This is a genomic window from Serratia sp. Sp408, from assembly GCF_057180665.1.
The window spans coordinates 60,288-86,375 of record NZ_JBXUFT010000003.1; the positions used below are offsets into that span (position 1 = coordinate 60,288).

Annotated in this window: 28 protein-coding genes and 1 pseudogene; 14 read left to right on the forward strand and 15 right to left on the reverse strand. The window is 53.8% G+C overall.

Translation table 11 applies throughout. The annotated features are described in order from the left end of the window. Positions 1–145 precede the first annotated feature (145 nt). Both rsmD and AC2AXP_RS12695 read left to right on the forward strand, forming a co-directional pair. Positions 146–769 (forward strand): 16S rRNA (guanine(966)-N(2))-methyltransferase, encoded by a 624-nt coding sequence (gene rsmD / locus AC2AXP_RS12690; RefSeq protein ID WP_004957523.1) that lies wholly within the window; start codon positions 146–148, stop codon positions 767–769. Continuing rightward, positions 759–1,031, forward strand: a complete 273-nt coding sequence (locus tag AC2AXP_RS12695) for a DUF1145 family protein (protein WP_004957517.1) — start codon at positions 759–761, stop codon at positions 1,029–1,031. The genes rsmD and AC2AXP_RS12695 overlap by 11 nt, the downstream gene beginning before the upstream one ends. A gap of 10 nt (positions 1,032–1,041) precedes the next feature. On the opposite strand, the gene AC2AXP_RS12700 is transcribed toward AC2AXP_RS12695, so the two are convergent. Beyond that, positions 1,042–1,401: a DUF2500 domain-containing protein gene (locus AC2AXP_RS12700; RefSeq protein WP_004957515.1), complete on the reverse strand. Its 360-nt coding sequence runs from the start codon at positions 1,399–1,401 to the stop codon at positions 1,042–1,044. Positions 1,402–1,837: 436 nt separating this feature from the next. Between AC2AXP_RS12700 and AC2AXP_RS12705 the strand changes: the two genes are divergently transcribed. From AC2AXP_RS12705 to AC2AXP_RS12725, 5 genes are all read left to right on the forward strand, one after another. Continuing rightward, a complete protein-coding gene (locus tag AC2AXP_RS12705) occupies positions 1,838–2,614 on the forward strand; it encodes a hypothetical protein (protein ID WP_484381725.1) in 777 nt (258 codons plus the stop codon). Then, entirely contained in the window at positions 2,611–3,081 is a 471-nt protein-coding gene (locus AC2AXP_RS12710) for a hypothetical protein (protein WP_004957506.1), read from the forward strand. The genes AC2AXP_RS12705 and AC2AXP_RS12710 overlap by 4 nt, the downstream gene beginning before the upstream one ends. An 831-nt stretch (positions 3,082–3,912) precedes the next feature. Continuing rightward, on the forward strand, positions 3,913–4,707 hold the full coding sequence (locus AC2AXP_RS12715; protein ID WP_273868668.1) for a winged helix-turn-helix domain-containing protein: 795 nt from the start codon (positions 3,913–3,915) through the stop codon (positions 4,705–4,707). Continuing rightward, entirely contained in the window at positions 4,704–5,183 is a 480-nt protein-coding gene (locus tag AC2AXP_RS12720) for a hypothetical protein (protein WP_004957501.1), read from the forward strand. The genes AC2AXP_RS12715 and AC2AXP_RS12720 overlap by 4 nt, the downstream gene beginning before the upstream one ends. 328 nt (positions 5,184–5,511) lie before the next feature. After that, entirely contained in the window at positions 5,512–5,877 is a 366-nt protein-coding gene (locus AC2AXP_RS12725; protein ID WP_039991549.1) for an STY0301 family protein, read from the forward strand. A gap of 111 nt (positions 5,878–5,988) precedes the next feature. On the opposite strand, the gene AC2AXP_RS12730 is transcribed toward AC2AXP_RS12725, so the two are convergent. After that, positions 5,989–6,903, reverse strand: a complete 915-nt coding sequence (locus AC2AXP_RS12730) for a haloalkane dehalogenase (protein ID WP_004957498.1) — start codon at positions 6,901–6,903, stop codon at positions 5,989–5,991. A gap of 54 nt (positions 6,904–6,957) precedes the next feature. Between AC2AXP_RS12730 and AC2AXP_RS12735 the strand changes: the two genes are divergently transcribed. After that, positions 6,958–7,395, forward strand: coding sequence for a MarR family winged helix-turn-helix transcriptional regulator (locus AC2AXP_RS12735; RefSeq protein ID WP_484381726.1), 438 nt, complete (start codon positions 6,958–6,960; stop codon positions 7,393–7,395). A 119-nt stretch (positions 7,396–7,514) separates the two neighbouring features. Here the strand turns inward: AC2AXP_RS12735 and AC2AXP_RS12740 are convergent, their stop codons facing one another. From AC2AXP_RS12740 to AC2AXP_RS12785, 10 genes are all read right to left on the reverse strand, one after another. After that, positions 7,515–8,195, reverse strand: coding sequence for a LuxR C-terminal-related transcriptional regulator (locus tag AC2AXP_RS12740; protein WP_484381727.1), 681 nt, complete (start codon positions 8,193–8,195; stop codon positions 7,515–7,517). Between the two features lie 1,097 nt (positions 8,196–9,292). After that, entirely contained in the window at positions 9,293–9,808 is a 516-nt protein-coding gene (locus AC2AXP_RS12745; RefSeq protein WP_004957490.1) for a fimbrial protein, read from the reverse strand. Between the two features lie 24 nt (positions 9,809–9,832). After that, positions 9,833–10,339 (reverse strand): fimbrial protein, encoded by a 507-nt coding sequence (locus AC2AXP_RS12750; protein ID WP_449145511.1) that lies wholly within the window; start codon positions 10,337–10,339, stop codon positions 9,833–9,835. 17 nt (positions 10,340–10,356) lie between these two features. Further along, on the reverse strand, positions 10,357–10,878 hold the full coding sequence (locus AC2AXP_RS12755) for a fimbrial protein (protein WP_484381728.1): 522 nt from the start codon (positions 10,876–10,878) through the stop codon (positions 10,357–10,359). 198 nt (positions 10,879–11,076) lie between these two features. Then, the gene (locus AC2AXP_RS12760; protein ID WP_484381729.1) at positions 11,077–11,592 is read right to left on the reverse strand and encodes a fimbrial protein; all 516 of its coding nucleotides are present in this window, start codon (positions 11,590–11,592) and stop codon (positions 11,077–11,079) included. Positions 11,593–11,671: 79 nt separating this feature from the next. Further along, entirely contained in the window at positions 11,672–12,667 is a 996-nt protein-coding gene (locus AC2AXP_RS12765; protein ID WP_484381730.1) for a fimbrial protein, read from the reverse strand. A gap of 5 nt (positions 12,668–12,672) precedes the next feature. Then, entirely contained in the window at positions 12,673–15,237 is a 2,565-nt protein-coding gene (locus tag AC2AXP_RS12770) for a fimbria/pilus outer membrane usher protein (protein ID WP_449145507.1), read from the reverse strand. A 105-nt stretch (positions 15,238–15,342) separates the two neighbouring features. Beyond that, positions 15,343–16,020: a fimbrial biogenesis chaperone gene (locus AC2AXP_RS12775; RefSeq protein ID WP_484381731.1), complete on the reverse strand. Its 678-nt coding sequence runs from the start codon at positions 16,018–16,020 to the stop codon at positions 15,343–15,345. A gap of 104 nt (positions 16,021–16,124) precedes the next feature. Further along, positions 16,125–16,649 (reverse strand): fimbrial protein, encoded by a 525-nt coding sequence (locus AC2AXP_RS12780; protein WP_449145505.1) that lies wholly within the window; start codon positions 16,647–16,649, stop codon positions 16,125–16,127. Between the two features lie 295 nt (positions 16,650–16,944). Beyond that, the gene (locus tag AC2AXP_RS12785) at positions 16,945–17,172 is read right to left on the reverse strand and encodes a hypothetical protein (RefSeq protein ID WP_484381732.1); all 228 of its coding nucleotides are present in this window, start codon (positions 17,170–17,172) and stop codon (positions 16,945–16,947) included. 236 nt (positions 17,173–17,408) lie between these two features. On the opposite strand from AC2AXP_RS12785, the gene AC2AXP_RS12790 reads away from it, so the two are divergent. Together AC2AXP_RS12790 and AC2AXP_RS12795 are read left to right on the forward strand one after the other, a co-directional pair. After that, positions 17,409–17,801: a DUF1090 domain-containing protein gene (locus tag AC2AXP_RS12790; RefSeq protein ID WP_004957468.1), complete on the forward strand. Its 393-nt coding sequence runs from the start codon at positions 17,409–17,411 to the stop codon at positions 17,799–17,801. A gap of 360 nt (positions 17,802–18,161) precedes the next feature. Next, positions 18,162–18,788: a lysoplasmalogenase gene (locus tag AC2AXP_RS12795; RefSeq protein WP_004957466.1), complete on the forward strand. Its 627-nt coding sequence runs from the start codon at positions 18,162–18,164 to the stop codon at positions 18,786–18,788. Positions 18,789–18,823: 35 nt separating this feature from the next. Here AC2AXP_RS12795 and AC2AXP_RS12800 read toward each other — a convergent pair whose 3' ends face one another. Together AC2AXP_RS12800 and AC2AXP_RS12805 are read right to left on the reverse strand one after the other, a co-directional pair. After that, positions 18,824–19,138, reverse strand: a complete 315-nt coding sequence (locus tag AC2AXP_RS12800; RefSeq protein ID WP_449145504.1) for an AprI/Inh family metalloprotease inhibitor — start codon at positions 19,136–19,138, stop codon at positions 18,824–18,826. A 124-nt stretch (positions 19,139–19,262) separates the two neighbouring features. Continuing rightward, entirely contained in the window at positions 19,263–20,714 is a 1,452-nt protein-coding gene (locus AC2AXP_RS12805) for a serralysin family metalloprotease (protein WP_039991543.1), read from the reverse strand. A gap of 764 nt (positions 20,715–21,478) precedes the next feature. Between AC2AXP_RS12805 and AC2AXP_RS12810 the strand changes: the two genes are divergently transcribed. Further along, positions 21,479–23,797 carry a zinc/cadmium/mercury/lead-transporting ATPase gene (locus AC2AXP_RS12810; protein ID WP_484381733.1) on the forward strand — a complete coding sequence of 773 codons (2,319 nt, stop codon included), beginning with the start codon at positions 21,479–21,481 and terminating at the stop codon, positions 23,795–23,797. A 121-nt stretch (positions 23,798–23,918) separates the two neighbouring features. Here the strand turns inward: AC2AXP_RS12810 and tusA are convergent, their stop codons facing one another. Beyond that, positions 23,919–24,164 carry a sulfurtransferase TusA gene (gene tusA, locus AC2AXP_RS12815; protein ID WP_004957449.1) on the reverse strand — a complete coding sequence of 82 codons (246 nt, stop codon included), beginning with the start codon at positions 24,162–24,164 and terminating at the stop codon, positions 23,919–23,921. Positions 24,165–24,448: 284 nt separating this feature from the next. Between tusA and AC2AXP_RS12820 the strand changes: the two genes are divergently transcribed. The 3 genes and pseudogenes from AC2AXP_RS12820 to AC2AXP_RS12830 all read left to right on the forward strand — a co-directional run bounded on the left by AC2AXP_RS12820 (position 24,449) and on the right by AC2AXP_RS12830 (position 26,013). After that, positions 24,449–25,114: a 7-cyano-7-deazaguanine/7-aminomethyl-7-deazaguanine transporter gene (locus AC2AXP_RS12820; protein WP_004957447.1), complete on the forward strand. Its 666-nt coding sequence runs from the start codon at positions 24,449–24,451 to the stop codon at positions 25,112–25,114. 116 nt (positions 25,115–25,230) lie between these two features. After that, positions 25,231–25,368, forward strand: a pseudogene (locus AC2AXP_RS12825) (GNAT family N-acetyltransferase); the annotation flags it as partial. An 81-nt stretch (positions 25,369–25,449) separates the two neighbouring features. Further along, positions 25,450–26,013: a DcrB family lipoprotein gene (locus AC2AXP_RS12830; RefSeq protein WP_039991537.1), complete on the forward strand. Its 564-nt coding sequence runs from the start codon at positions 25,450–25,452 to the stop codon at positions 26,011–26,013. Positions 26,014–26,088 lie beyond the last annotated feature (75 nt).

Genomic DNA, 26,088 nt, shown 5'->3' on the forward strand with positions numbered 1-26,088 from the left:
CCGCCGAGTCTACCACTTTCCCTCGCGTAGCAACACGCATCCGGCTTGGGAAATCAGGTAACAACGTTTTCGCTTTTCCCTCGACGTCTCTGCCCGGTAGAATAGCGGCAACTTTTCGTTAACTCGGCAACACATTAAGATTCTTATGGCAAAATTATCGCCGCGAGCGCCGGTTAAAAAACCGCAGACGGCTGCCGCCGGGCAAATCCGCATTATCGGCGGCCAATGGCGTGGACGTAAACTGCCGGTGCCGAACAGCCCCGGCCTGCGCCCGACCACCGATCGCGTGCGCGAAACGCTGTTCAACTGGCTGGCGCCGGTGATTCAGGGCGCGCGCTGTCTGGATTGCTTCGCCGGCAGCGGTGCATTGGGGCTGGAAGCGCTGTCGCGCTACGCCGGCAGCGTCACGCTGCTGGAGTTCGAACGCCCGGTGGCACGGCAACTGGAGCAAAACCTGGCGCTGCTGAAAGGCAACGGCCTGGTGGTGAACACCAACGCGCTGAGCTGGTTGGCCGGCAAGGCCGAACCTTACCAGGTGGTATTCCTCGATCCGCCGTTCCGTAAAGGAATGCTGACACAGACCATCACCTTATTGGAGCAGCAAGGCTGGTTGGCCGATGAGGCGTGGATCTACGTGGAAGCCGAGGCGGAAAGCGCCGCTACCGACGTGCCTGCCAACTGGTCGCTGCACCGTGAAAAAGTCGCCGGTCAGGTGGCCTATCGTCTTTATATTCGTTCTGGCAAAGAGAAAACCGACAATGCTGATTAATCTGGGCCGCCTGCTGATGCTGTGCGTATGGGGCTTTTTGCTCACCAACCTGTTCCACCCGTTCCCCAAGCCGTTGAAGTACTTTATCGACGTCGCGCTGTTCTTTATGGTGGTGATGCACGGGCTGCAACTGGTGCTGTTGAAATCAACACAGCCGAAAGATCAGCCCATCAGCAAATGGCAGGAAACCAAGATCTTTATCTTTGGGGTGTTTGAACTGCTGGACTGGCAGAAGAAGCAACCACCAATCAACAAAAAATAACCCTCACCTACTATGGGCGTTCGGCGGTAAACGACACAAAGCGCGTACCCTGCATTTTCAGGCTACCCTGCGCGCCCTGCTCTATCTGTTCATACTGCGGCTGTTTCACACGCACCACGATATTCTCACCGCCCCGCAGCGGCCGGAACGTGATTTCATACCGCATGGCCTCATTAACAATATGTTCGCGCTGGCGTGAGCGGTTGTTACTGGCCGGAAAGGCCCGTTTCTCGCTAACGATAACCTGCGTACTGCGCACCGGCGCACGGTCATTTTCCGCTTCCTGCTTACGCTGGCTGAAATAACGCTGCGTCGCCAGTACCACGATCAACGCCAGCACCGCTATAAACAGCATTGGGGGTTTGTTCATTCGTTCAGGTTCCGTTTGAGTTTACCGCTATAAAACTAGGTCTTTCCCCTGCCACTGTACAGGATAAACCGCGAGATAACCCAACGGCAGGTAGCAGGGGGTTGGCTGCGCATTATGCCGACCGGTTTATTTCGCCTAACCGCCGACGGATATAATTTTGCTCATCGCCGCGTCTGTTCCCCGGCGTCAGTTTTTGGCTATTACCGCCACTCGGCTAGCACGGCTGATGTTAATTAAATGTATATCCATGGTTATAAATAAAGGCAAACAGAACGGACGATGCGGTACCCAGGATGAATAATCTCTGCTGGTGGAATAGCTCTAAGATGGCGAAGATAAAACTTATTGCTCTACGTCACCTTTTTTGACTTAAGTTAAATTAACTTTTATGCTCAGCGTGTTAGGATTATTGTTATCTTCCAGGCGAGGCAATAATATGCCAGGAAAATACACCTTTATAAAAACCAGGTTGTTTAATGTCAGCAAGCAATATTTATTATTCGAGACATTTACCGTAGATAAGAAAATAATCTTATCTCCGTCGGCAAATGCAGGTCCTATCGTCCTTTTAAAACAGCAGGGAAAGGTTTTGTTGCAGAAGATATCATTAGCGTGCAAGCAAAAAATTCACCAGAGGGAAAGCGTGCCAAACGGCATTGAGCTGACGGGATGGTCATTGTGCCACCCAGATTACTGGTTAGTGCCTGGCGAGCACGCAGCGGTACGCGTATCACGCCTCACCAGATCATCACCGCCATCGCTGGCGATGATTACGCGAGTACGATCGCCCCATCCGGGTAAAAGCCATGATAAAAAACAAAATAAAACCACCGCCAACCTACGCGCCTGGCAATGTCATCACCAGCGAGTAGATAAAAGTCAGCGAGAAATTACCATTACCCTGACGAGCAAACTTTTTTCCATTAACGCCAGAGCCATTACCAACGCATCGCACAATACCGCAGGGCCCCGCCGGGGATTTATCCATAGCGCCCATTATTTAATTCCGCGGCAAAGCGGTACGCATAAATGCACTAGCATAAACACCCAACATTACATCAATATAACGTTAAAAAATGACAGATTAACTTATTGGCGCACTGCCGCCGATCGCCACAGCGTAAAATACCCTGCCAGCACCCATGGCATTAAGAATATCGTTGATTATCTCCCTATTGGCGTTTCGCTATATTATATTAAGGGAAACAGATGAAAAGCTATATTTTTGCCGCACTAAGCATCATTTTCATTGTTTTTGCTGCTTACCAACTCGGCACTTCTATGGTTCATGCTGTACCACCACGCAACATTGACTGCACCGCCGAACTGCAAATTTACAGCGAACAGGGTTCTTTTGCTGGCGTGTGGAAATTGCATGCCGCTGGCGGTAGAGGATTTTTCCGCGTGAGCGGTCGCTATAGCCACCACGCTCAGGTCGGCGGCAATCTCAACCGGACGGTATTTTTTGATTACACCCGTCACCAGAACATGCTGGATATCGTCTCGAAGCGGATCATACCCGCGATTACCGACAATGCGCAGGCAAGCGAACTGGCTGGTCTATTGCCTCGATTCCTTTACTCTGCTGCCACGTCCCACAGTTTTGAAATATACCCGCAGGCCAACGGGTATATTATTACCGGCACGGTGCTGCCATTCACCTACTGTCTACAGGCCTAGCAATCATTAGCCTCGCTGTTTTTGCGCCAAAAAAACGCATCGGCTTTTTGCCTGGCAGACAGTGAGGTATTTTAAATGCATCTTGGCGGAAATACTCCGAAAGGCTTAGTCGGCAATGAGGCCTAGCATAAGTGAGCACATGAACAACTCTGACCTGCTCACTATTGATTAATACGTCGATATATGAGTAATGTATTCACCGTCAGCATAAAAATGCCAGGTTCCGGCGATGAAACCGCTTCGCCTGACGCTGCGCGGAAAACATGGCTCACAGTTCAAGCACCGTTTTATCCTTTGCTTGTTTGACCATAGACAGGAAGAGGTTAACGATGAGAACAATATTGTCATCAGCAAAAACAAGCATTATTTATAATGCGATGATAGGCGCTGTTTAAAACCATGATGGAATTATATAGGTTTGTTTTGACCACTGAACCATCACTGAAAACTATTAATGGAGTCACTCCCATTTGGTTGCGTTATGAAACCAGGCTGACTCATAGCTACGATGAATGCTAGCATCGACGCTATGGCAAACAAACATATAAGTTAAAATAATGAATTAGTTCCCTTGGTAAAAAAGGTAACAACTTTAAAGGTTAAGCACCACTGAGCGTGATGAGCATGACTATTTAACTTACCCTGATCGGTAAGCCATGAAATATCATTCGTTAGAATACTAAAATGCCGTTCATCGTTGTACGCCAATTGTTTTTATTTATTAGTCGGTTTATTAAACATTAACTCAGTGCAAAGATGGCGAGTGGACAAAACCGTATCTTCTTATAGTATGTTAGGATTTGTCTTGCCATTGCATGCAAAGGATAAGTTATGCTAGGAAAGTATATAATTAATGACCGTGTTATTTTTGATCCAGAGGAAAGAAGCCTTATTTTAACCGGGGAACATATTGGTTCAACCAGTAAGTTAATACTGCATACCCCTACCAGCCAATGCTTAGCTTTGCTTATAGAACGTCACGGCGACGTTTTATCACAGGATGAATTACTGGAACTGATCTGGCGGAAAAAAGGCGTTGTCGTTTCCTCGAGTACCGTTTACCAAAATATCAGCCTGCTGCGACGATCCCTCAATCAGCTCGGTCTTTATGATGACGTGATTATCACCGTGCCACGACAGGGCGTCACCCTGTCGCGACACATTAAAATCACCCTGCTGGCGGAGCAGCACGCCGATGTCCGCCAGCAGGAATTGTTACCGGCAGTCGCTGGCGATGTTGCTGCGCCAACCGGAACAACGCCCATTTCTCCCAGCAAAGGAAAGAAATACTTACCAGGGCTGATTGCCGGTCTGAGTATCGCGTTGATTATGCTGTGCATCGGTGCTTTCTATCTGGGCCACAATAATTCATCTAACTATATGGATAGCTACGACCTGGCGCCAACCTCGCTGAGCGAGTGCCACATTTATGTTAACGATAATATGCCGACCGGCAGGCTCGAATATATTGTCAAAAACAGCGCTTTTGATTGTGCGACGCGACCCTTTAATTACGTCACCGCCTTCGCCGGGGTGAACCGCTATTCGGTGATTAGCTGCGTACGGGACATTGCCGGAGCGCGTGCCAGCTGCCGATCAAGCTTCTACCTGGAGGGTTCCAAATGAAAAAGGGATTGCTGGCCTGCATCGTTTTTATCCTGGTGATTATCGCCTCAATGAAATGGCAGTTTTGGGCAGGGTATGCAACATCCCCCGAGTCAAAAGAGATTGATTGCCGAGCCGTTTTAAACATTGTAACGCCCGAACAGTTACATTTTACCGGCGTTATGAAGATGCATGCGGTGAACGGCAAAGGGCTGGCGTTAATCGAAGGAAACTACCATCAGGCATCAGAGGCGCCGACGGTACTCAACAGGAAGGTATTCTTTGACTACAGCCAAAACGAAGACATGCTGAGTATGCACTCCAACAAGGTTGCCAGATTGCCTTCGGACAACGCCGACGAAAGCGTACTGGCAACGCTGCTGCCAACGTTTTATTTCCGACCAGACATTACGCATAACATCGGCCTGTATAAACAGGGAAGCGGTTATATTTTTGCCGGTACCGTCATTCCGTTTGTTTACTGCGTAAAGGGGTAGCGTTCAGCGGCACTCAACGGCCGCCAATGTACAGGGTAAAGGAAGAGGGATTAGCGCCGCCAACGGGATGTGTTACCGCCCGCGTTAACGCTTGGGCATAACCCGCATCTGCGTTACCGGCACCACGCCGGGCAACGCCGGTGAGTATAGCCTGAGCCGGCGGTGTGATAAAGACGAGTATTATTCGCCATAATTTACTCTTATACGAGTTATTCTTTCAATAAATATACAGCGGCATAATTTACAAAAGTAACGTATTTCCGCCTAGGCATTGCCTAATAACCAGATATGATAATCACCGTTGGTGGTTAATCACATGGAGAAAGCGATGAAACATACATCTTTTATACTGTTTTTTTGCTGGCTGTTACCTTTTTCCAGCTGGGCGGACACGGTGACTATTTGCCCAGCACAACAAAATAATAAGCTGGTAGCGATCGAGGTGTTCCATGGCAGTCCGCAGGATATGTTTAGTCTGGCTCCGGAGCCAAAGGACCAGAATAACGGTACCTGGGCAGACCTGACCGACATTTATACCGACGGAGAAAAGGTTACCGTCGGTTGCAGCTATCAAAATGGCCTGTTGCTGAATGTCGAAATCAACCCGGTGATAACTTCATGCAAATCATCAAACATTGGTGGGCTGAATATTTCATGCCAAATGAATTCGCCAAATAAATCATCAGCTAATTGATCCGCTGGTAATCTTGCCGGGGAGCATTCAGCTCCCCCGCCCCTCAACCTTACCGCCGTGGTGCGCCAATAAAACCCTCTGCTAACGCCGGAGGCAACCGCATAACACGATTTAGCATTTAGCCAGCCATTGATTTATCGCCGACGCTATTTCCGTAGGTCGATCTTCTGGCGCATTGTGTTTGGCCGCGCCACAGGGTATGACGTCAAGATTGGCGATATTCGCCTGACACCAGGCAATCATTGGCTGATTGATCGCCAGGCCGCCCGCAACGCCGTCAAACGACAGGAGAAGTTTGGCTGTATCCTTGCTGTTCCCCAGCCAGCGATGGTAAAACGCCATGCGCCTGACCACATCGGCAGGCTCGCCGTCAAATGGCATTGAGCGGCTCCATTCCAGTAACGGTCGGCGACTGTCCGCCGTTGTATAGGCAGCGGTATAGCATTGGATATCCTGCTCGGAAAGCGGGGAAAGCACCGTTGCTCGCAGCGTTTTCTCAATAAACTCATTGCCATCCAGCACAATTTTTTCGCCAAGCCCCGGCGTCTTCAACGCCTTAAAACGTGCCGCAACCTCAGTGGGCAGGCTGTCCCAACTCATCGGCCGAATAACGGCTTCCATAAAGGCAATACCGCGGACGCGTTCAGGGTGATGGGCGGCCCAGTCAAAGGCCAATGCCGCGCCCCAATCGTGGCCGACCAGGATCATGTCTTGCAACCCCATGACGTCGAACCAGGCATTCAGATAACGCGCATGATCTGAAAAATCGTAATTGAGCGGTGGCTTACCCGACTGTCCCATACCAATCAGGTCCGGTGCCAAACAGCGAAACGGCCCCTCGATTGCCGGCAGGATATTACGCCACAAATAGGAGGAGGTCGGATTCCCATGCAGAAACACCAAGGGTGTACCGACACCGTTCTGTTCATAATGTATGATTGAATCCAAAACTGAAATTGCAGGCATGGCAATGTCCTCTTGTGCTAAATAGTCAGTTGCCTGTCCAATATAGACATAGACAGTCACCTGTCAATAAAAAGATGACATGCAGGTGCCGCGTGGAACAAAGGATAAGTCGGAATGCATGACACCCCCGAAACGCCGGCGCTGGGTTTTCTTCTTCGCCAGGCGCACCAGCATTGGACTCAGCAGGTAGATTCAGCCCTTGATAAGGCCGGTTATACCGATATTCGCCCTTCTCACTCCAACGTTTTTGCCTTTACCCCACCAGAGGGGATCACCGTTAGCGCCCTGACGAAATTTGCCAAAGTGCGCAAACAGTCGATGACCCAAGCCGTGGAAGAGTTAGAAAAGCTCGGTTACGTTGAGCGACGCCCCGACCCAACGGACAGGCGCGCACGACTGATCTTTCTTACCGAGCGAGGGCAAGGCGTGCGGCCTATTGCCATCGCAGCCGGGCAGCAGGTGCAAGCACAATGGGCGAAAGCGATGGGCGAACAGGATATCGACGCGCTGACGCTGTTACTGCAGAAACTGGTATCGACGTTGCAAAACTAACGGCGGCTGGGTCTCATCGGTTGCCCAATCGTTGCAACTGGCAATCTATCAATATGCGGCCGGTACGCCGTTGCCGCCCTCACCCTGAGATGCGCAGGCCACCGCCGAATACTGGCCTGTCAGTTAAGGTATACGCTGTTGACATGATGGTTGACGATATTTTCCCGCAGCAGAAACAGCCCTGAATCATTTTTTACTCCCAGCTTGCGCATCGCATTACATTTATGCGCGCTGATGGTTTTAATGCTGCGCTGACGCAGGCGGGCAATTTGCGAAATGGACAAGCCGTTGAACAGGCACATCAGTACGTCATTTTCACGCTGGGTCAACGCTTCCAGCCTGGCCGGCCCATGTCCGTCGGTTTGCTCGAACATCTGGGCAAATTGTGGACTGTAGACCGTTTCGCCGGCCAGCGCGCGTCGAAACAGCGCGGCGGCCTGCGGCAGCGGCTCGTCGCGAGAAATCAGGCTCACCTGTGAGTACTGCCGCAGCGCCTGCATCACTTCACGCGGATGTTGCCGCGCATAGACGATAATCGGCATTGCCGGAAAGTGCTGACAGAGCATTTTTAGCGCATTGACGCCGTGCGTCACGCTCTCCCCCATGCCGCAAATATCGGTGATTAGCACATCCAACGGCTGTAGCTTCAACGAAATAAACACGTCATGCAGTTTGTTACTTTGCAGTTGTATCTCCACTTGTTCGTCAAGCTGTTGGCAAAAATGCGCCAAACCGTACAAATTCAGCGGATAGGGATCCATTAAAGCGATGGTTTTTCTGGTGGTGTTATTTGCATTCATTATATCTCTCCTGGTCAGGATGCCGTGCTCTCACAGGTATTACGGCGTAACGCCGATCGCTTGTCGCCCTATGTCGAATAACGGCAAGGACAGCCATGCCTGTATTCCCCTGCTGCGATGTTGCCTACAGTGGGGAATGCTAGCTTCTGAAACTAATGATTCTTTTTTACGCATTAATAAAAAATGTTGAAAAAAAGAAAATAATGACAGCGACAGCAAGCCAAAAATAACGGAAAATGACGTTAACATAGATAGCCCATTGCAATAATCGCAGCACAAACAAAACATTACCCCGTTTGCTGATTACCCATTACTATTAGGCGAAATGCGCGAATAAAAAATAACCGGTTAGTTTTTCTGTCGCTATGAATACCCTGGTAATGCTTGTGCCAAGGCTAATAGCTTCATTACCTCAGCGTGACACGCAGCAACTGCGGCAAGCCACCGACGCCGCTACCTGCAGCGAAAACCTCGCTAACCCATCTCGGCACGTCGCGAGATTGCCTCACGTTTAGCAGGCAACCCAGCAATTTTAATGGGGCAATACCTGCCGACGGAAAATTCTCGGCTCTTTATTATTTTTCAGCCATACCCTCAGGTACAGTGATTTAAATGATGAATAAAATAAATTCAAAAACAGATTTTATATCGTTAGTCACTTCACTCTGAATTATCTATTTTTACTTCTAATTCAGTCTAACGTAATCTAATCACCGCCAGAGGCTGGCAAATACCGTCAATCGGTTTTCTGCCCTGTGGGCTACTGATTGCCAGAACGGCCGATCGTGCCAACGCCGCTACCGCCGGTGCTTTGACGTTACTTACCGTTGTAGCCGTTACCCGCGGAGGGCGGCGGCTATTACCAACAAATCGGCGTGCAGACGGCTGCAGCTGGCCGGAGCTCACAGCGCGCCGAACGCCGTAGCTGGCAATCAGGCGCAATAAATACCAGACAATGGTTGCCATGCCGGTTAATAACAGCGGTGCCAATAAAGCCAACAGTAATACCTCTGGCGATAGATAGTCGTCTAACTTGCCCAAGATGCGTAATAGAATGGTGCCCATATTTATCAACCATCAGGCGTATGGCCAGTTGTTTACTGATACGTCATGCTCATCAGCACCATGCTGCTGAACTTCCCTGCGCCGACGTTGCCATTGAGGTTATAGAGACGGCCAGCCAGCGGGAAAATAGCGACCCGCTGCGCATTCACTGCCGCAGTCATACTGCTGCCCGGCCCCTGCACTTTGCTGGTATCAGCCTGCTGCGCCACCTGCAATGCAATACCGGTAGCGCCCGTCGCTAACTGGTTGGCGTACAGCGACGCATCAGTTGCAGATCGGCTACCGTCAAAGGTGACGGTCACCTGGCTGGTAGTTGCCGGGCAGCTCACCAGCTTGACGTTAACGTTTTTCCAGTCGCTGGCGGCACCGGCGGTTTTCAGCTCCGAGGCACGCAGCTGATCGAACTCCACCGTCTGGCTGACCGAGCCGCTATCAATCTGGCACGGGCTGGCAAATACCCTGCCGGTAATATTGATTTCGCTCGCGATGCTGGCGCAGCTCAGCAGGCTACCGATCACCAGACAGGTCACTGTGGTTAGGTGAGACATAGGGGTTTTCCTTCCCGTCGAAATTTATCTATACTCGAAGTTGACAAGCGCAACCGCCTTGACGCTACCGGGCGTGGCGTTACCTGTTGTTGCCACCATGCGTGCACTCATGCCCCAGCTAGCCTGCTGATTTTTGATGCCGCCACTATAAGTCACGCCTGAGGGTGGTAAAACAGTGGCACCACCGTCGGACATTAGCTCCACGGCGACTCCGGCGGCAGTACCATTATTGATGTATAAACGCGCTGAGTCCGGATCGGCAGTACCTTTGATCCGAGCGTACACGCTGCGCCCATTAAAACTGACCGGGCAATTGATTACCTTAAGCGCGAACTCTTTTAACGGCCCCGCATCACCGGCTGACTGCAGAGCGGCGAGTGGAACGTCACCGAGATCGACGTCCAGGCTGGCGGCGTCCACCATGCAGGTATTGGCTACCACCACGCCGCTAATGTTGATCTCGGCAGCCATCGCCGTGCCATAAAGCAGACAGGCATACCCCAGTAAAGCCACAATAATTAGATGAGACATAGCTATCCCTCCCCGATTTATTGATAGGTAAGCGTGGCTATCACCACCGCCTTTACGGTGCCGGGTGTTGCATTGCCTTTCATTGCAACCATCCGCGTGCGCATCGACCAGGTTGCTGAACGGCTACTATCTACATTAACGACCCAGTTTGTTCCGTTAGGTAGATTGGTATTACTATCAACTTTAGCTAGCTCTACACCTATTCCTTTCGCCGTCCCTGTATTTAAATACCGCCATAAAGGACCATCACGATCGGGCGTACCACTAAACGTTGCAGTCACCTTAGATGTACCTGCTGGACAATTCTTCACCATGAGGTTAAAGCTTTTCCAAGGAGTGGAACTATCGACGGCTGACAGTTCCGGGGCCGGAACTTCCCCTAAATCAACATTAATGCTGTTATTTCCATCAACCACACAAGGAGCGGCAATGACATTACCGGTAATATTGATAGTGACCGGATCGGCGCCATTGGCAATACCTATGGCGGCGATACCGGTAATTAAGCAGAGCAAAGAAAAACGCACATGCCTATTCATGGTTATTTCCTCTATAAAATATCGGCGGATATTAACGCCGCCCCATTCATCCCTGTTCAGGAGAATATTTAACGGTCTCGCACTATTGATACGTCAGGTTAAACGTCGCACTGGCGTTGGCCTTGCCCGGTTTTACTGTGCTTTTGGTTTGGTAATAGTGAGCATCATTAGGTAATCAATCGTTATATATCCAAATTTTTATTGATAGGTGAGTGTGGCTACCACCACCGCCTTTACGGTGCCAGGTGTAGCATTGCCTTTAATTGCAACCATGCGTGCTCGCATTGGCCAGCTTGCTGAACGGCTGCCGTCGACATTAACCGTCCAAGTAGCCCCATTAGCCAAATTTAGAGCAGTATCTCTAGCCAGTGCGATACTAACTCCGGTAGCTGTTCCGGTGTTTATATATCTATAAGGAGCATCCGGCGCTGGCGTACCGCTAAAAGTGGCCGTGACTTTGGTTGTACCTGCAGGGCAATTTTTCACTGATATTCTGAAAGCCTGCCATAGAGAGGCTGAATCTGCAGTAGCCAGATCAACTGCTGGAACGTCTCCCATATCAACATTAACGCTGTTAGCCCCATCAACCACGCAAGGAGCGGCAATGATATTGCCGGTAATATTAATAGTGACCGGATCTGCGCCATTGGCAACACCAGTCAGGCTCCCTCCCAGTATCAAACCGGCAAGCGACATGCGAAAATTATGATTCATTATTCTCTCCATTAAATATCGACGGATATTAACGCCGCCCCATTTATCCTTGGTTAGGGAAATAACTGACGGTCTCGACCTATTGATACGTCAGGTTAAACGTCGCACTGGCGTTGGCCTTGCCTGGTTTTACTGTGCTTTTAGTTTGGTAATAGCGGGCGCTAAACGGCAAGGTTTCCACGCCGCCGGCAGAGGTTTTTAATAACAGATTGGTATCTCGCTTTAGTGGCGCTCCATTATATAAAATCTGCACCCCAAGCCCGTCGGCTACCCCTGCCGTTCCAGCATTGGTTAGCGCCAGAATATCGCTATTAGCGATATCACTATTGGCAGTGCCGCTTAATGAGACGTTGACCTTGGCATTGGCGTCGCAGTTAAGCCCCAGGTTAAATCCCTTGGTTACCGGCGTGGCGCCAACGCCGGTGAACTTTGTCACCAGCACGTCACCCAATGGCACGCTGATATTACTGGCGCTGATGGCACAGGCCAGAGTGGTGACATTAAAGGAGGATATAAAAACATCATGTTCTGTTTGCCATGCATTATCCACTTTGGCGATACCGGCACTGACCTGTTTCGCCGAGACGATACCAGAACCCGTAGGGCCGGTTTTATAGATTCCCACGCCAAAACCGATCGGTCCGTCATTCATGGATGAAATATTTGCCGCTGGACCGGTCCAATACAAATTTTTCATATTATTTGGATCGCTTACTGTTAATATCCCTCCCCCTGGATACATGGCTTCAACGCTATAAGAAATACCCGGTATGTTAGTGCTAAATAAAGACGCCCCGGTTGGTGCGGAGGCAACTTTTGTGCCGTAGGCTTTGATCCCAATAAACGCCTCCACACTGGCAGCACCACTGCAGCTATATATTTTCTTCGCGGGTAGCGACGCCGAGCCAATAAGAGTACCAATAGGAACATCTCTTTGCACCACGATAGGCGGTATGGTTATGGTTGAACTAAGGCTGATAGGGCTACAACTGCCCGCAGTGGCATTATGCCCGCTGATTAGCCCAGCCATTGCCACGCCTATCTTTATAAATAACGTTACAAGGGTAAATTTCATATTATTCACCTGCACCGTCCATTAACCATCGTTACACCGCTCTGCGGCTGTGCCTGTGGCAGGCGGTAATCCACCCGGCACTGCTCGCCGGCGCCTTTACCCCACTGCACCTGCAACGAGCCGCCGGCGTTGAGGCCGGTCAGATAGACCTGGCCGCCGTCGCCGACGATAAAGCCCTGCGCTGCCGTGGCGGCCGGATCGGTGACCGTGGCGCCGAACGGCACCGGCGTATCGCCCTGACGCAGCAGCGTCATCAGCACCCGCTGGCCGACGCTGGCGCTGTAACTGGCCCGCACCACCGCACCGCGCGTTGGTACCACCGTCTGGTTGGTTTGCGCCAGATCCACGTCATCCGGCAGCGTTTCAGTGTTCAAGCCGATGCTGTTTTTACGGTATGGGCTGACGTACGGCACAATGGCGTAACCGCGCCAATCGGTCTTCACCCCGGTCTGATTGCTAACGCCAACGCCGTCGGCGCCCGGTGCCTGCACCAGCGCGATGGTTTCCCCCAGCGGTTGGCCAAAGGTGACGCCATTGGCATGGGCAATAATGCCGCCCTGCAGGCCGTAGCTCAGGCGTCGACTGTTGCGGTCATAGCCATAACCGGCGGTGACTTCCGCATAGGTGCCTCGGTAATCGGCGTTCATATTTCCGCTGTTGCCAATGCCCTTATTGCCAAAGCCCTGTTGCAGGCTCCAACTGAGGTTGTTGTCCGCCAGCGCCGTACCATTGATGCCAGCGTTATGGGTGGTGCCGCCGTGCTTGCTGGTATTGAGGTTGTAACTGGCATAGGTATTACTCAGCCAGCGATCCAGAGGGACGCTGACGTTAAACGCAAACAGCTGGTCTTTGTCATACACTCGGTTGCCGTTGCCACTGCCGGCCGAGTTGCGGTTATAGCTGTAGTTCAGGCCGTAGCTGATCCCGTTCCAGCTGTTGTTGTAGCCGGCGCCAAACGACTGCATCTTGCGATCGCTGTTCCAGTAGTCTTCACTCACCAGGCTCAGGCTGAGTGAACCGGCGCCCTCCCACAGACTCTGGCTAACCGTCATCTCCGCACGGTTGCGGCGCCGTTCCGCCAACGGCGCGTTACGGCCGTCGCGATAGGTGTCCAGCACCTCTTGCAGGCTGTAATAGCCGGCGGTGGAATAGCGATAACCGGCAATGGCGAAGTTGGTGCCGCTCTGCACGATGTTTTTGCTGTAGCGCAGGCGCCACGACTGGCCTTGCTCGCTGGGCAGATCCTTTTGAACCGACCACGCCTGGGTGGCATCGGCCGACAGCGCACCGTAATCGCCAAGGTTTTTACCCACCCCCAGCGCCAACGACTGATAATGGTCGGCAAACTGGCCGCCGCCGTAAACGGTCATACCATGCGGCAGGCCATAAATCGCCGTCCCCTGGCCAAATGGCGTTTGATCGATGCTGGTGTCATAAGAACGATACTGCCCGCCGGTCAGGCTGTATTTGAAGCGCCCCTCACGTTGCAGCACCGGCAGAGAGGCAAACGGCACCACCATTTTCTGTTCGCTGCCGTCAGCTTCCTTGATGGTGACGTACAGATCGCCGCTGCCGCCGGTCGGGTACATATCAGTGATGGCAAATGCTCCCGGTGCAACGTAACTCTGGTAAATCACATAGCCGTTCTGGCGGATAATCACCTGCGCGTTGCTGCGGGCAATGCCACGTACCACCGGCGCGTAGCCTTTCAGGCTGTCCGGCAACATATCGTCGTCGGAGGCCAGTTGCGCGCCACGGAACGGCACGCTGTCGAATACCTCCGCCGGCGAACTGCTGTCCCCCAGCGTCAACTGGCTGCCCAACGTCGCAATGTTGCGCTGCGCGTAGGTATACACCGTCGACCATTTATCCTGCCCGTCGCCGCTGCGGTTATAGGTGGTGTAGTTACGCAGCCGCCATGCGCCAAGGTTGATACCCGGCCGTAGATTAAGGAACTGACTGTTACTGTTTTTGCCTGCCCCACCGCGGGCATAATTGTTGGCGCCGCTGGCGCTGTAGTTCAGCAATAGCGCCGGGATACCGTCATCCCATTGGGACGGTGGCACATAGCCGCGCGCCATCAGCGCCAGTGCGGCCTGTGGGATGCTTAACAACAGCTGCTGTTTGCTGAAGCGAAACTGTGCGCTGGCCTGAGGGATGGCGGTTAAGTCGGCACATTGGCGACCGTCGTCGCCCAGTGCCGGGAATAGCTCGGTTCTGATGCCCATCTCTGCCAGCGCTTTTACGCTCAGGCAGGGCTGCAGGCTGGCTTTACCGTCGGCCCCTTTTTGCAGGGTAAACACCACGTCACGGGTATCGACCGGCTGGTCGTTAATAGCGATATCCACCCGATAACTGCCCGGCGCCTGGCTTTCGCCATCTTCAAATACCGACAGATCGACGCTGCCCTGCTGTGGATTGTCAAGCTGCAACAACGCCGGATTAAAGTAATCTCGCGCCTGTGCGTTCAACGGCAGTCCGGTCAATGCAAGCTGGGCAGCAATCAGGCAGGCCAGACGCGTGATTGCTAAAGGCGTGCCTCTCCCGCTGCGACTCAATGTGTTTTTCATCCGTACGTATGCTCCGTTACCTGCAAGGCGCCGATCGCGCCTGCCTCCTGCAATGCCACCGCCTGTGGAGTGCGTTGTCTTTAGGGTATGCGGGTGTCAGCTGGCTTAAATTTTGCCGCTATGCACCGGGCCGATGCCGCCGTAGTCATTGATGATCTTCCACTGCACCGCACCAGCGCTAACGCCGGCCGGCAGAGAGAAACTCGCGCTGCTCATTGGCGCAACGTAGGTGGCGTCAGGCACCTCTTTGCCACCCACGGTGACCGACTGCAGGTTCATATAAAATGGCGACGGGTTACTGACCAGCAGCTGGTTGCCGCTACGCTGCCACGTCAACTGCGACGCCAGCGCCTCCGGGTTGCCCTTCAGTCCCTTTGGCCGATAAATCAGCTTGATGCGTGTCTTGACCGCGATTTGCAGAGTGTTTTTGTTTTCGTCCTTGGCTGCGGAGGGAATGGATTTGATGTTCATCCAGAACAGCGATTCGCGATCTTCCGGCAGATTGCCGCCGGCACGGACTACGCGCAGCACGTTCTCCTGGCTGCCATCCAGCCGGAACAGCGGCGGGGTGATGATAAAGGGGGCTTTCTCAACGCCGCCGTTGTGCGGCTCGACCCAGGACTGCAGCAGGTATGGCACGCTGTCCGGGTTGCTGACGCTCAGTGAAGCCTCCTTCTTGCCGCCGTCATACACCAGTCGGGTGCCGCCGATAACCACACCAGCCTGTGCTACGTTCGCCGCCGTCAGTAATGCGGCTACCAGCGTTTTTGACCAAACATTCATTATTTACCGCTCCGCTGAAGAAATTGGGATTTAAGCAAACGGCCGACGGCATATGCCGCCGGCTCACAACGCAATGCCCCTGCACCAGGCAGGGGACAACGGGCTTAGTTGTAATTAATGGTAAAATTGGCGACGGCGTTGGCCGGGCCAACGCCAACGGTCGCTGCGGTGGCCACATAGCGCGCCACAAAGTCCAGGTTGTTAACCTCTGCTGCGCCAGACTTCAGCGGGTAGGCAGCAGATTGTGAGAACAGCGGCAAGACATTCTGCGAGACGTCAGTCAACTGGATGCCAACGCCGGTCGCGCCACCGGTCACCGCGAGCGCGTCATTGGTGTTGTCAGCTGCGGTGCCGTCGAATTTCACCGTGGCGCTCTTGGCGGTGGCCGGGCAGTCCTTCAGTTGCAGGGTGAATTTGGTCGGTGCCGCGGTGGAGCCGGCACCGCTGAACGCGGTCTTGGAGACCTTGCCCAGGGTGACATCCAGCGGTGCACTGACGCTATTGACCACCTGGCAGGCGGCATCAATGATTTCACCGGTGAAGCTGATCTGGCCATCAGCGGCAGAAGCAGAAGACATGCCCAATGCCGCAGTCACTGCCATAGCCATGGCCATCATGTTCTTGTTCATTTATCGCTTTCCTTTTCATTTAGCACGTCATGTGCACGTGAATATTGCGGCAATCATTTGCCGCTTCATTGGGATTAATGCGCTTACGCGTTAATGCATTTAGATACTCTCGCCCGATAACACCCTAATGCGGTCTTACCGAAAGCGTGACGCAGAGTAACAATGGGTTTTTTATTTCGCCATTAAACTAATTTTAGTTAGATATCATGGGATTCTATTGAGTAGCAGCATAAGGAAAATAAGAGGATTAATCTTTTATCATTTATTCTCAATATCTCATCCTGTGCTGTTTTTCCTACTGGCGCCGGTTGCATGCACCGTGCAGCACATCAACGTCAGCGAGCGCTTTCGCAATGCGCGACAGCCGAACAGCCAAGGCCCACAGGGCGTTGAAGCCCCGCCAGCGCCACGCCCTCACGCAAGGTTTAACTTTTGAAGTGAATTGAATCAAATCACTGCCCGTGGTGTGTTGCGGATTGTCATCAATTGGCTTGATAGCGGCGGTTTTACGCGTCCAGGCCACACAGCCTCACGCTAATCATGCTTAATGAATCATTAAGCCAGCGCCAGGCAGAGAATATAAAGTCGCTGATGTTTGCCAGAATGCCATTCTGACGAAAATACAATAATCATCAGGCAAAGTATTCGTTCAAATACATTCCGCGTTCTAATTAAATCTAAAGCCCAAATGCCGTTTAATAATTATTTAAATAAGCGCGACCACACTGCTGTTTTTACCACAACAAGGAGCTGTTAATTATGAAACACCACGTTACCGCTGGAATCTTTGCCCTCGTCGCCGCGTTCGGTTATTCCTCCGTGGCGTCGGCAGCCGATGCCCTCACCGGCTGCGCCGCCAAACGCGCAGAAATCGAATATCAGATCGGCTATGCCAAAGCGCATAACAACACGCACCAGGTCGCCGGCCTGCAGGCAGCGCTGGACGAAACCGAACGCCACTGCACCGATGACGGACTGCTGCGCCAACGGCAGGCCAAGGTCGCCGAAAAACAAAGCAAGGTTGCCGAGCGCGAGCATGAATTGCAGAATGCACGCGAAACCGGTAGCCAGAAGAAGATTAAACAAAAAGAGAAGAAACTCGCCTCCGCCAAAGAAGAACTGACCGAAGCGCAACAGGCGCTGAGCCGCTAACCCACGCCGAACGCCTTGCTGTGTTGCTGGCGTTACTACTCGGTGACAATTCCTTTCCCTCCTCATCCCCGATGGGAGTTGTCACTTTTTGCCGCAACACCCCAGTTACCCAGCCAGCCAGCCTTCCGCCCCTCTGCCCAGCTTTGCCTCAGGTCATGACGCAACGGTGATTATCCGATAACCCCAGCGTGGATCGCGATACCCGGTATTCGACCGGCTGCAAAATAGAGTAAAGTTCATGCAGCCATGCCGCCCGCTGCCAGGCTACACTCCGGGCATGAGGCTACACTGAAGACGTGACACCAATGACAATATTGGGCGCCGGCAATCTGCGGCGTCCGCAATGAATAAGGAAGACATATGAGTTGGCCATTCCTTGCGGTATTCTTTTCCGGTTGGCTGTTCGTTGATGCGGCTTACCGTGGCCCACGCTGGCAGCGCTGGGTGTTCAAACCGGTTACCCTGCTGCTATTACTGCTGCTGGCCTGGCAAGCGCCAGTGCTGGGGCCGGCCGGTTATCTGATCGTTCTCGGGTTGCTGGCCACGCTGGTCGGCGACGCACTGCTACTGCTGCCGCGCGAGCGCGTATTGTACGCCATCGGCGCTTTTTTCCTTTCGCAACTGCTTTACGCCCTGAGTTTCGCCAGCCAAATGACCTTCAGCCTGTTCTGGCCATTGCCGCTGACGCTGTTGATCGTTGGCGCACTGTTACTGGCCACCATATGGACACGCCTGGCGGCGCTGAAATGGGCCATCACCGCCTATGTCGCCATGACGTTGTTGATGGTATGGCTGGCGGGGGAACAGTATTTCCTGCGCAGCACCGATTACGGTTTCTCGCTGCTGGCGGGTACCTCGCTACTGCTGCTGGCCAACGTGGTATGGCTACTGAACCGCTATCGCCTGCAGTTCCGCGCTGCCGACGCCGTGGTGGCCCTGTGCTACTTTGGCGGCCACTTCCTGATCGTTCGCTCGCTGTTTTTGTAGACTGCCGACGGGTTCGCGCCAGCGAACCCTGCCGCTCAGCGCAGCGGCGTCAACGTCAGGCCATCGGCGGCGCCAATCGGATGGCGATACACCTCACCGTCGCGCGAAAAGAACGCCAGCGTGCTGCCGTCGGTCTGCAGCAATGCGATACCGTCCGGGGCCGCGCGCCAGCCGATAACCTCGGCGTTGAATATCGCCTTCAGACACCGCTGTCGATCGCGTAATTGATAACCATTGGTCTCGCGTTGCGTATCGGCCAGCAACTCCAGCCGACATTGCCGTTCACCGTTGGCTAACTGCCATTGTCCCGCCAGACTCTGTGCGGAAGGAAGAACCAGACTGCTGGCCATAACCACTCCTGTCATTAAAATGCTGCCCGCCATCATGGCAGCGTAGAAAATGCGTTTTATCATCAACGACTCGCTGGTTAACTGGTAGGGGCCGGCGAACCGGCCCACGGTACACCGCCAATAATCAGACGATAAAGTCGGTAGCAATTTCCGCCTGTCCGACAATTTTCACCAGGAAGTCCGGCGTCTGCTGACCGCTGAGGTTCAATGCCAGATCGCTGACGTTACTGGTTGCATCATAGGTTAACAGCGCTTCGCCCGCCGCACCGCTGAAATGGTCGACGAACTTGATAAAGTCAGCGCCTTCGGCACCCTGATTGAAGAACGACAGGTCAATCTTGTCGATGCCCTTCTGGAAATCGCGGATCCAGTCGGCTGCGCCCGATTTGGAATCGCTGGCAGCGGCGAACACAAAGATATCACTGCCCGCGCCGCCCCACAGCTCATCGGCCCCGCCGCCGCCGAACAGCACGTCGTTACCGGCGCCGCCCTTCAGCAGGTTATTGGCCTGGTTGCCCACCAGCACGTCATTGCCGGAACCGCCAATGGCGTTTTCAATCGTCACGCCCGCAGCAATCGACACGTTGCCTTTCAGCCCACCAACGTCCGAGAACGATTTCTCGTTCAGGTTGATACGCTGATTGGCAGTATAACCGGAGAAGTCGAAGGTATCTTTGCCACCCCCATCCCAGGCGGCAAAAATCACTTTCTGCGCGTTGCTGCTGGTGCTGAGGAAGTCACGACCGGTATTGGAATTGAAGCCATACACCGTGTCTCCGGTACGTGTCGACATATTGGCACCGTACAAATGCTGAATGGCAGAAATGTCATCCAGCAGCGGAGCCGCAGAGTAATGACCGCCATTATCGCCGCCGGTGTTGGTTTCGCTCCAATAGCTCATCAGGCTGAACATGCGCGTATCTTCGGCATAGCTGACGTCCTTGTAGCTCGGGTTGCCTTCGCCGGCATTATAGTCACCCGGGTGGCTCAGCCCCAGCGCGTGGCCGATTTCATGGGTAAACGTCTGGCGACCATAGTCTTCGGAGGCTGGGTGCTGGATGTTGGACTGGTTGATGTTGTACCAACTCTGGCCGGAAACGTTACCCGACCCCGGCAGCCAGGCATAGGCCTGGGTGTCATAGTCGGTGTTACCGTACTGATCCTGGCTGTAGTTGCCAAAGGTGATATTGGCCTTCTGGCTGCCGGAAACCTCGGTAAAGGTAATATTGGCGACGTCAGCCCAGGACTGAAGCGACAGCTTCGCCTGCTGCTGCTGCTCAACGCTGAACTTGCTCAATCCGCGATCGCCACCGGCGTTAGCCGAATTGAATGCGTAGTCCGGGAAAGCGTAAGTCAATTTCACCGGCGTATCAAACACGCCTTTGCCATTCCAGGTCTGATTGGAGCGGGTGATATACAGCCCGGCCTGCTCGGTAGTAAATGAGTCCTTGCCATTAATCTGAATGCCATTGCCTCGCTGATGATAGTGCAGCAGATCATTAACGGCATCGTAGCCGGTAGTGGTCGCAGCGAGGTTGGATTCAGTAATTTCTATTGCCTTTTTTGTCGATTGCATGGGTTCGATTCCACTCATTATTCGATCGTTAACGATCAAACAGATAGAGATAACCTTCCTTTCGGACGCAGAAGACCTGCCGTTACCGGTAAGAAAGGGGTTAATCTGCCAGTCACGGCAGTGGTAAATACGGAATTAATGCATAACAATCAGAAAATAAGATCACCATCCCAAATGGTAATCGTTTCCAAGTATAGGCAGGACAATAAAACACCACACAAAATAAATGACTTTTTATTGATGTAACGAAGGTTATTTAAACTACTTATTTACACTGTTTACACAGATTCGGCAGTTTAATCTGTCTATGTTGGCAATAAGAGCCAATAAAAATGCCGATTACAGCCATAGAGAATCATGCTGGCATTTTTCTGTAAAAACGCGCATGTCACACAAACGGAATAAGTTAATAAATTTTTATTATTAACCTGATGAACTAATTAATATCGCCTGGGGGTTTGCGGCGACGCGGTGAGAATTATTGAGGTTGATAACAACGTCGCTCCATTGGAGGAAAATACCCACAGCTGGCGCTGCACGATGGAACATATCCCTGCGTCTCCCCGACCGGCCAGCCGGAAAAAAGCTCTGCAAATTTGCTGCCGGCACATTTGTCCGGCAACCCACGCCGCTACAGCCTGCTCGCCCTACTGTCAGACTTTGTCGGTAGTCGGAATTATTCTCATCCCGCTGCTTGACTCTGGAGTTGGCTCCAGGGTGTACAGTCGGCAAGGTGAGCATCACTAACTGCCGAAGGGGGCATTATGCAGACACGTCCATCACCACACACACATTCACACAGTCATAACGACAGCGGTTGTGGCTGCGGCCATGACCATGCCAAAGCCCAACACGGCTGCAGCAGCGAACAACCCACGACGGTAGACGCGCAGCAAACGACGCAGCCGCCATCATGCCAAAGCACGCAGTGTTGCAGCAGCGGCGATCCCGCAGATCCGGACGAAGAAAGCGACAGGCTGGCCGCTGTTCCCCCTTCCGGCAGTCAGCGTTTTAGTTGGAAAGTCAACGGCATGGATTGCCCAAGCTGTGCGCAAAAAATAGAAAATGCCGTCACTGCCATCCCCGGTGTGGACAGCGCTCGCGTGCTGTTCGCTACCGAAAAGCTGGTGGTCGACGCGCAGAGCGATATCAGCCAGCGCGTGCAAGACGCGGTCGGCAAGGCTGGCTTTACCCTGCTCGGTATCGGTGAGCAGGCAAAGACGGTGGTCGTCCCATCGCGGCTGGTTGAGTACGGCCCGTTACTGTTGATGGCCGCGCTGATGGTCATCAGTTGGGCGCTGAACGCCGTTAACCCGCAGTTTGGCCGCATCGCATTCATTGCCACCACGCTGGTGGGGCTGGCGCCGATCGCCAGCAAAGCGCTGCGTCTGATCCGTAGCGGTACGCCGTTTGCCATCGAAACGCTGATGAGCGTCGCTGCCATCGGCGCGCTATTTATCGGCGCCACTGCCGAAGCGGCGATGGTACTGCTGCTGTTTATGGTCGGTGAACTGCTGGAATCCTACGCCGCCAGCCGTGCACGTCGTGGCATTAGCGCCCTGATGGCGCTAGTGCCGGAGGATGCTTTGCTGATCCGCGGCGAACAGCGGCAGCGGGTGCCGGTCGCCAGCCTGCGCCCCGGAGATGTGATTGAAATCGCCCCTGGCGCCCGCCTGCCGGCCGACGCCGAGCTGATCAACCCGTTCGCCAGCTTTGATGAAAGCGCGCTGACCGGCGAGTCGGTACCGGTCGAACGCCAACAGGGCGAGAAAGTGGCGGCGGGCAGCCTGTCGGTCGATCAGGCAGCTCAAATGAAAGTGGTTTCCGAACCGGGCAACAATGCCATCGATCGCATCCTGCAACTGATTGAAGAAGCGGAAGAACGCCGCGCGCCCATCGAGCGCTTCCTCGACCGTTTCAGCCGTTATTACACCCCGGCGATCATGCTGCTGGCGGTAGCGGTGATCCTGCTGCCGCCGCTGCTGTTCGCACAGCCATGGGAAACCTGGATTTATCGTGGCCTGACGCTGTTGCTGATTGGCTGTCCGTGCGCGCTGGTCATTTCGACACCAGCGGCGATCACCTCCGGTCTGGCGGCCGCCACGCGGCGTGGCGCATTGATCAAAGGCGGCGCAGCGCTGGAACAGTTGGGCCAGGTGCAGACCATCGCCTTTGATAAAACCGGTACCTTGACCGAGGGCAAACCGACGGTAACTGACGTGCTGCCGATTGGCGATGTCGATCGGCAACGCCTGTTGGCGCTGGCCGCCGCGGTTGAGGCCGGCTCGCACCATCCGCTGGCGCAGGCGATCGTTCGCCACGCCGAAGGCAACGGTGGCCTGCTGCCTTCGGCAGCCAATCGCCGTGCGCTGGTCGGTATGGGGGTAGAAGGCGAGGTAGACGGGCAACGCATACTGATCGGCGCGCCGACCAAGGTCGCCGCCGGCCTGCTTGCTGACCCGTGGCAAAATCGGGTCGAGCAGTTGGAAAACGCCGGAAAAACCGCCGTGGTGGTATTGGCAGACGGCGTACCACTCGGCTTGCTGGCACTGCGCGATACGCTGCGCAGCGATGCAGGTCAGGCGATCGCGGCACTGAGACAGTTGGGTATCAATGGCGTGATGCTGACCGGCGACAACCCGCGCGCCGCAGCGGCTATCGCCGGCGAGTTGGGGTTGGATTACCGCGCCGGACTGTTGCCGGAAGACAAGGTCAGCGCGGTGAATCAACTGAGCCTGTTGCGGCCCACCGCGATGATTGGCGACGGCATCAACGATGCCCCGGCGATGAAGGCAGCCAGTATTGGCATCGCCATGGGCAGTGGTACCGATGTCGCGCTGGAAACCGCCGACGCGGCGCTGACCCACAACCGGCTGCTGGGCATCGCGGAAATGGTGCGTATTTCACGCGCGACCCATGCCAATATCCGGCAGAACATCACCATCGCATTAGGGCTGAAAGGCGTGTTTCTAATCACCAGTCTGTTGGGGCTGACCGGCCTGTGGTTGGCGGTGCTGGCCGACTCCGGCGCGACCGCCCTGGTGACGTTGAACGCATTGCGACTATTGAAAAACCGGCAATAATCCGCTGATAACCCCGCCAGGCTGCCGGCAACCGTCAGCCTGGCGTAGCGAATTGGCGAGCGGGGAAACCCCAGGCATTTACCAGCAGCGCTGCGTTTTAACCCCGCAGCGCTGCCGTCGCTTAGAGGCCTTTGCGCAGCAGATAGCGGTAGGGTGCGCGTTCGGTTTCCTGCGCCACCAGCGTATGTTCCATAAAGCGACAGAAGCCGGGAATATCGCGGGTAGTGGCCGGATCGTCGGCAATAATCAGCAGCGTTTCGCCGTTATCCATATGACGAACGGTCTTGCGCACCATCATCACCGGCTCCGGGCAGCGCAGGCCAAGCGCATCGAGGGTTTGGTCAGCCTCGGAAAAAATATCAGTCATGCAGTTTGTCTCGATCAATTCGATCGGCGAACGCTCGCCGGATCGTATAGCGCTATAGTTTACGCCGGTGTTTTTTCTGTGCAAGGGACGTTAACGTTTGCGTGTATTTTAACCGTTTATTTCATTGCATTGGTTGCGCAAACGCGTATCATGCCGCCGCGCGGAAAATTTATCGCGCCACGATTTTTTGGTCATATACTCAACGTAGATTGCAAGCGCAGCAAGCCTGCTTCCGGCTATGGCGAGTATGGGTTCCCTCACCCCATTTTTCAAAAAGGTCAGTTATGTACGCATTTACCGCTCAACAGCGCTTGAACGCGCTGGTATGGCTATCGTTATTCCATATTGTCATCATCACCTCCAGTAACTACCTGGTGCAGTTGCCGATTACCGTTTTCGGCTTCCATACCACCTGGGGCGCATTTACCTTCCCGTTTATCTTCCTGGCGACCGATCTCACCGTGCGCATTTTTGGCGCGCCTCTGGCTCGCAGGATCATTCTTGCGGTGATGGTGCCGGCGCTGTTTATCTCCTATGTGATTTCAACCGTCACCTATCAGGGGGAATGGCAAGGCTTTGCCGCACTGCGCCAATTTAACCTGTTTGTGGCGCGTATCGCCGTGGCCAGTTTTATGGCCTACGTGCTTGGTCAGATCCTCGATGTTCACGTCTTCAACCGCCTGCGTCAGCGCAGCGCCTGGTGGGTGGCTCCCGCCGCCGCGATGTTCCTCGGCAATATCAGCGATACGCTGTCGTTCTTCTTCATTGCCTTCTACAAAAGCAGCGACGCCTTTATGGCCGCTAACTGGGTGGAGATCGCGCTGGTGGACTACAGCTTCAAGGTGCTTATCTGCCTGATATTCTTCCTGCCGATGTACGGCGTACTGCTCAACATGCTGCTCAAGCGTCTGGCGAACCGCAATCCGGACGGTTCGCTGCAACTGAGTTAACCTGCCGATTCGGTTATCATGGCGGCCCACGAGCACACCGAGACCGCCATGACCCTGATCATCCGTCACGCCACGCTGGAAGAGATTGCCCCGCTGTATCAACGCATCCCCGAATTCGGCGGCTGACGGTAAAAACCCGCAATCAGTTTCGCGGCATGCTGATGCTGCTGATCGATAACGGTTATCGGATTGTTGAACTGGAAAAGAAAGGCGAAGTCGCTGATTATCGGCTATTACTGGAGAAAACCCGCTGACAACTTCCAGCTTGCATTTCACGGCGGAATACGTTGCGATCGGACAGAGACACCATACCTGTAAAGGAAGAAGGAAGCCCAATGCGTAAAGTAGCAACATTGATGGGAATCGGCCTGTTAGTTCTCGGCCTTGCGGCCTGCGATGGCGAAACCAAAGACACCTCCGCGCCAGCCGGCGATGCCGCCGCCAGCGCCGCCGCTGGACAACAGGTAAACTTACTGGACGGTAAACTGGCCTTTACCCTGCCCACCGGCATGTCCGATCAGAGCGGCAAGCTGGGCAACCAGGCCAATAATATGCACGTTTACGCCGACACCACCGGCCAGCGTGCGCTGATTGTCATTCTGGGCGATAAAACCGCCGACTCGCTGGAAACCCTGGCACAACGCCTGGAAGAAAAGCAGCGTTCGCGTGATGCCAACCTGCAGGTGGTCACCAACAAGGCGATTGAAATTGACGGCGTGCCGTTGCGCCAGTTGGACAGCATCATTGCCAGCGGCGGCGAGAAAGCCTACTCCTCGATCCTGATCGGTACGCTGGATAACCAGCTGCTGACCATCCAGGTGACGCTGCCGGCGGATAACCAACAGCAGGCACAAACCGAAGCGGAAAGCATCATCAGTACGCTGAAACTGAAACCATAAGTCCAGCGTGCCTCACCGGCACGCTGAAACTAACGCCGTAAACCCGGGGCCGCTACGCTGCCCCGTTCATTCCGC

What these genes read in the sequence shown, in the direction of transcription:
- rsmD (WP_004957523.1), top strand. Translation starts at nt 146, where the DNA reads ATGGCAAAATTATCGCCGCGAGCGCCGGTTAAAAAACCGCAGACGGCT.
- AC2AXP_RS12695 (WP_004957517.1), top strand. Translation starts at nt 759, where the DNA reads ATGCTGATTAATCTGGGCCGCCTGCTGATGCTGTGCGTATGGGGCTTT.
- AC2AXP_RS12700 (WP_004957515.1), bottom strand. Translation starts at nt 1,401, where the DNA reads ATGAACAAACCCCCAATGCTGTTTATAGCGGTGCTGGCGTTGATCGTG.
- AC2AXP_RS12705 (WP_484381725.1), top strand. Translation starts at nt 1,838, where the DNA reads ATGCCAGGAAAATACACCTTTATAAAAACCAGGTTGTTTAATGTCAGC.
- AC2AXP_RS12710 (WP_004957506.1), top strand. Translation starts at nt 2,611, where the DNA reads ATGAAAAGCTATATTTTTGCCGCACTAAGCATCATTTTCATTGTTTTT.
- AC2AXP_RS12715 (WP_273868668.1), top strand. Translation starts at nt 3,913, where the DNA reads ATGCTAGGAAAGTATATAATTAATGACCGTGTTATTTTTGATCCAGAG.
- AC2AXP_RS12720 (WP_004957501.1), top strand. Translation starts at nt 4,704, where the DNA reads ATGAAAAAGGGATTGCTGGCCTGCATCGTTTTTATCCTGGTGATTATC.
- AC2AXP_RS12725 (WP_039991549.1), top strand. Translation starts at nt 5,512, where the DNA reads ATGAAACATACATCTTTTATACTGTTTTTTTGCTGGCTGTTACCTTTT.
- AC2AXP_RS12735 (WP_484381726.1), top strand. Translation starts at nt 6,958, where the DNA reads ATGCATGACACCCCCGAAACGCCGGCGCTGGGTTTTCTTCTTCGCCAG.
- AC2AXP_RS12740 (WP_484381727.1), bottom strand. Translation starts at nt 8,195, where the DNA reads ATGAATGCAAATAACACCACCAGAAAAACCATCGCTTTAATGGATCCC.
- AC2AXP_RS12745 (WP_004957490.1), bottom strand. Translation starts at nt 9,808, where the DNA reads ATGTCTCACCTAACCACAGTGACCTGTCTGGTGATCGGTAGCCTGCTG.
- AC2AXP_RS12750 (WP_449145511.1), bottom strand. Translation starts at nt 10,339, where the DNA reads ATGTCTCATCTAATTATTGTGGCTTTACTGGGGTATGCCTGTCTGCTT.
- AC2AXP_RS12755 (WP_484381728.1), bottom strand. Translation starts at nt 10,878, where the DNA reads ATGAATAGGCATGTGCGTTTTTCTTTGCTCTGCTTAATTACCGGTATC.
- AC2AXP_RS12760 (WP_484381729.1), bottom strand. Translation starts at nt 11,592, where the DNA reads ATGAATCATAATTTTCGCATGTCGCTTGCCGGTTTGATACTGGGAGGG.
- AC2AXP_RS12765 (WP_484381730.1), bottom strand. Translation starts at nt 12,667, where the DNA reads ATGAAATTTACCCTTGTAACGTTATTTATAAAGATAGGCGTGGCAATG.
- AC2AXP_RS12770 (WP_449145507.1), bottom strand. Translation starts at nt 15,237, where the DNA reads ATGAAAAACACATTGAGTCGCAGCGGGAGAGGCACGCCTTTAGCAATC.
- AC2AXP_RS12775 (WP_484381731.1), bottom strand. Translation starts at nt 16,020, where the DNA reads ATGAATGTTTGGTCAAAAACGCTGGTAGCCGCATTACTGACGGCGGCG.
- AC2AXP_RS12780 (WP_449145505.1), bottom strand. Translation starts at nt 16,649, where the DNA reads ATGAACAAGAACATGATGGCCATGGCTATGGCAGTGACTGCGGCATTG.
- AC2AXP_RS12790 (WP_004957468.1), top strand. Translation starts at nt 17,409, where the DNA reads ATGAAACACCACGTTACCGCTGGAATCTTTGCCCTCGTCGCCGCGTTC.
- AC2AXP_RS12795 (WP_004957466.1), top strand. Translation starts at nt 18,162, where the DNA reads ATGAGTTGGCCATTCCTTGCGGTATTCTTTTCCGGTTGGCTGTTCGTT.
- AC2AXP_RS12800 (WP_449145504.1), bottom strand. Translation starts at nt 19,138, where the DNA reads ATGGCCAGCAGTCTGGTTCTTCCTTCCGCACAGAGTCTGGCGGGACAA.
- AC2AXP_RS12805 (WP_039991543.1), bottom strand. Translation starts at nt 20,714, where the DNA reads ATGCAATCGACAAAAAAGGCAATAGAAATTACTGAATCCAACCTCGCT.
- AC2AXP_RS12810 (WP_484381733.1), top strand. Translation starts at nt 21,479, where the DNA reads ATGCAGACACGTCCATCACCACACACACATTCACACAGTCATAACGAC.
- tusA (WP_004957449.1), bottom strand. Translation starts at nt 24,164, where the DNA reads ATGACTGATATTTTTTCCGAGGCTGACCAAACCCTCGATGCGCTTGGC.
- AC2AXP_RS12820 (WP_004957447.1), top strand. Translation starts at nt 24,449, where the DNA reads ATGTACGCATTTACCGCTCAACAGCGCTTGAACGCGCTGGTATGGCTA.
- AC2AXP_RS12830 (WP_039991537.1), top strand. Translation starts at nt 25,450, where the DNA reads ATGCGTAAAGTAGCAACATTGATGGGAATCGGCCTGTTAGTTCTCGGC.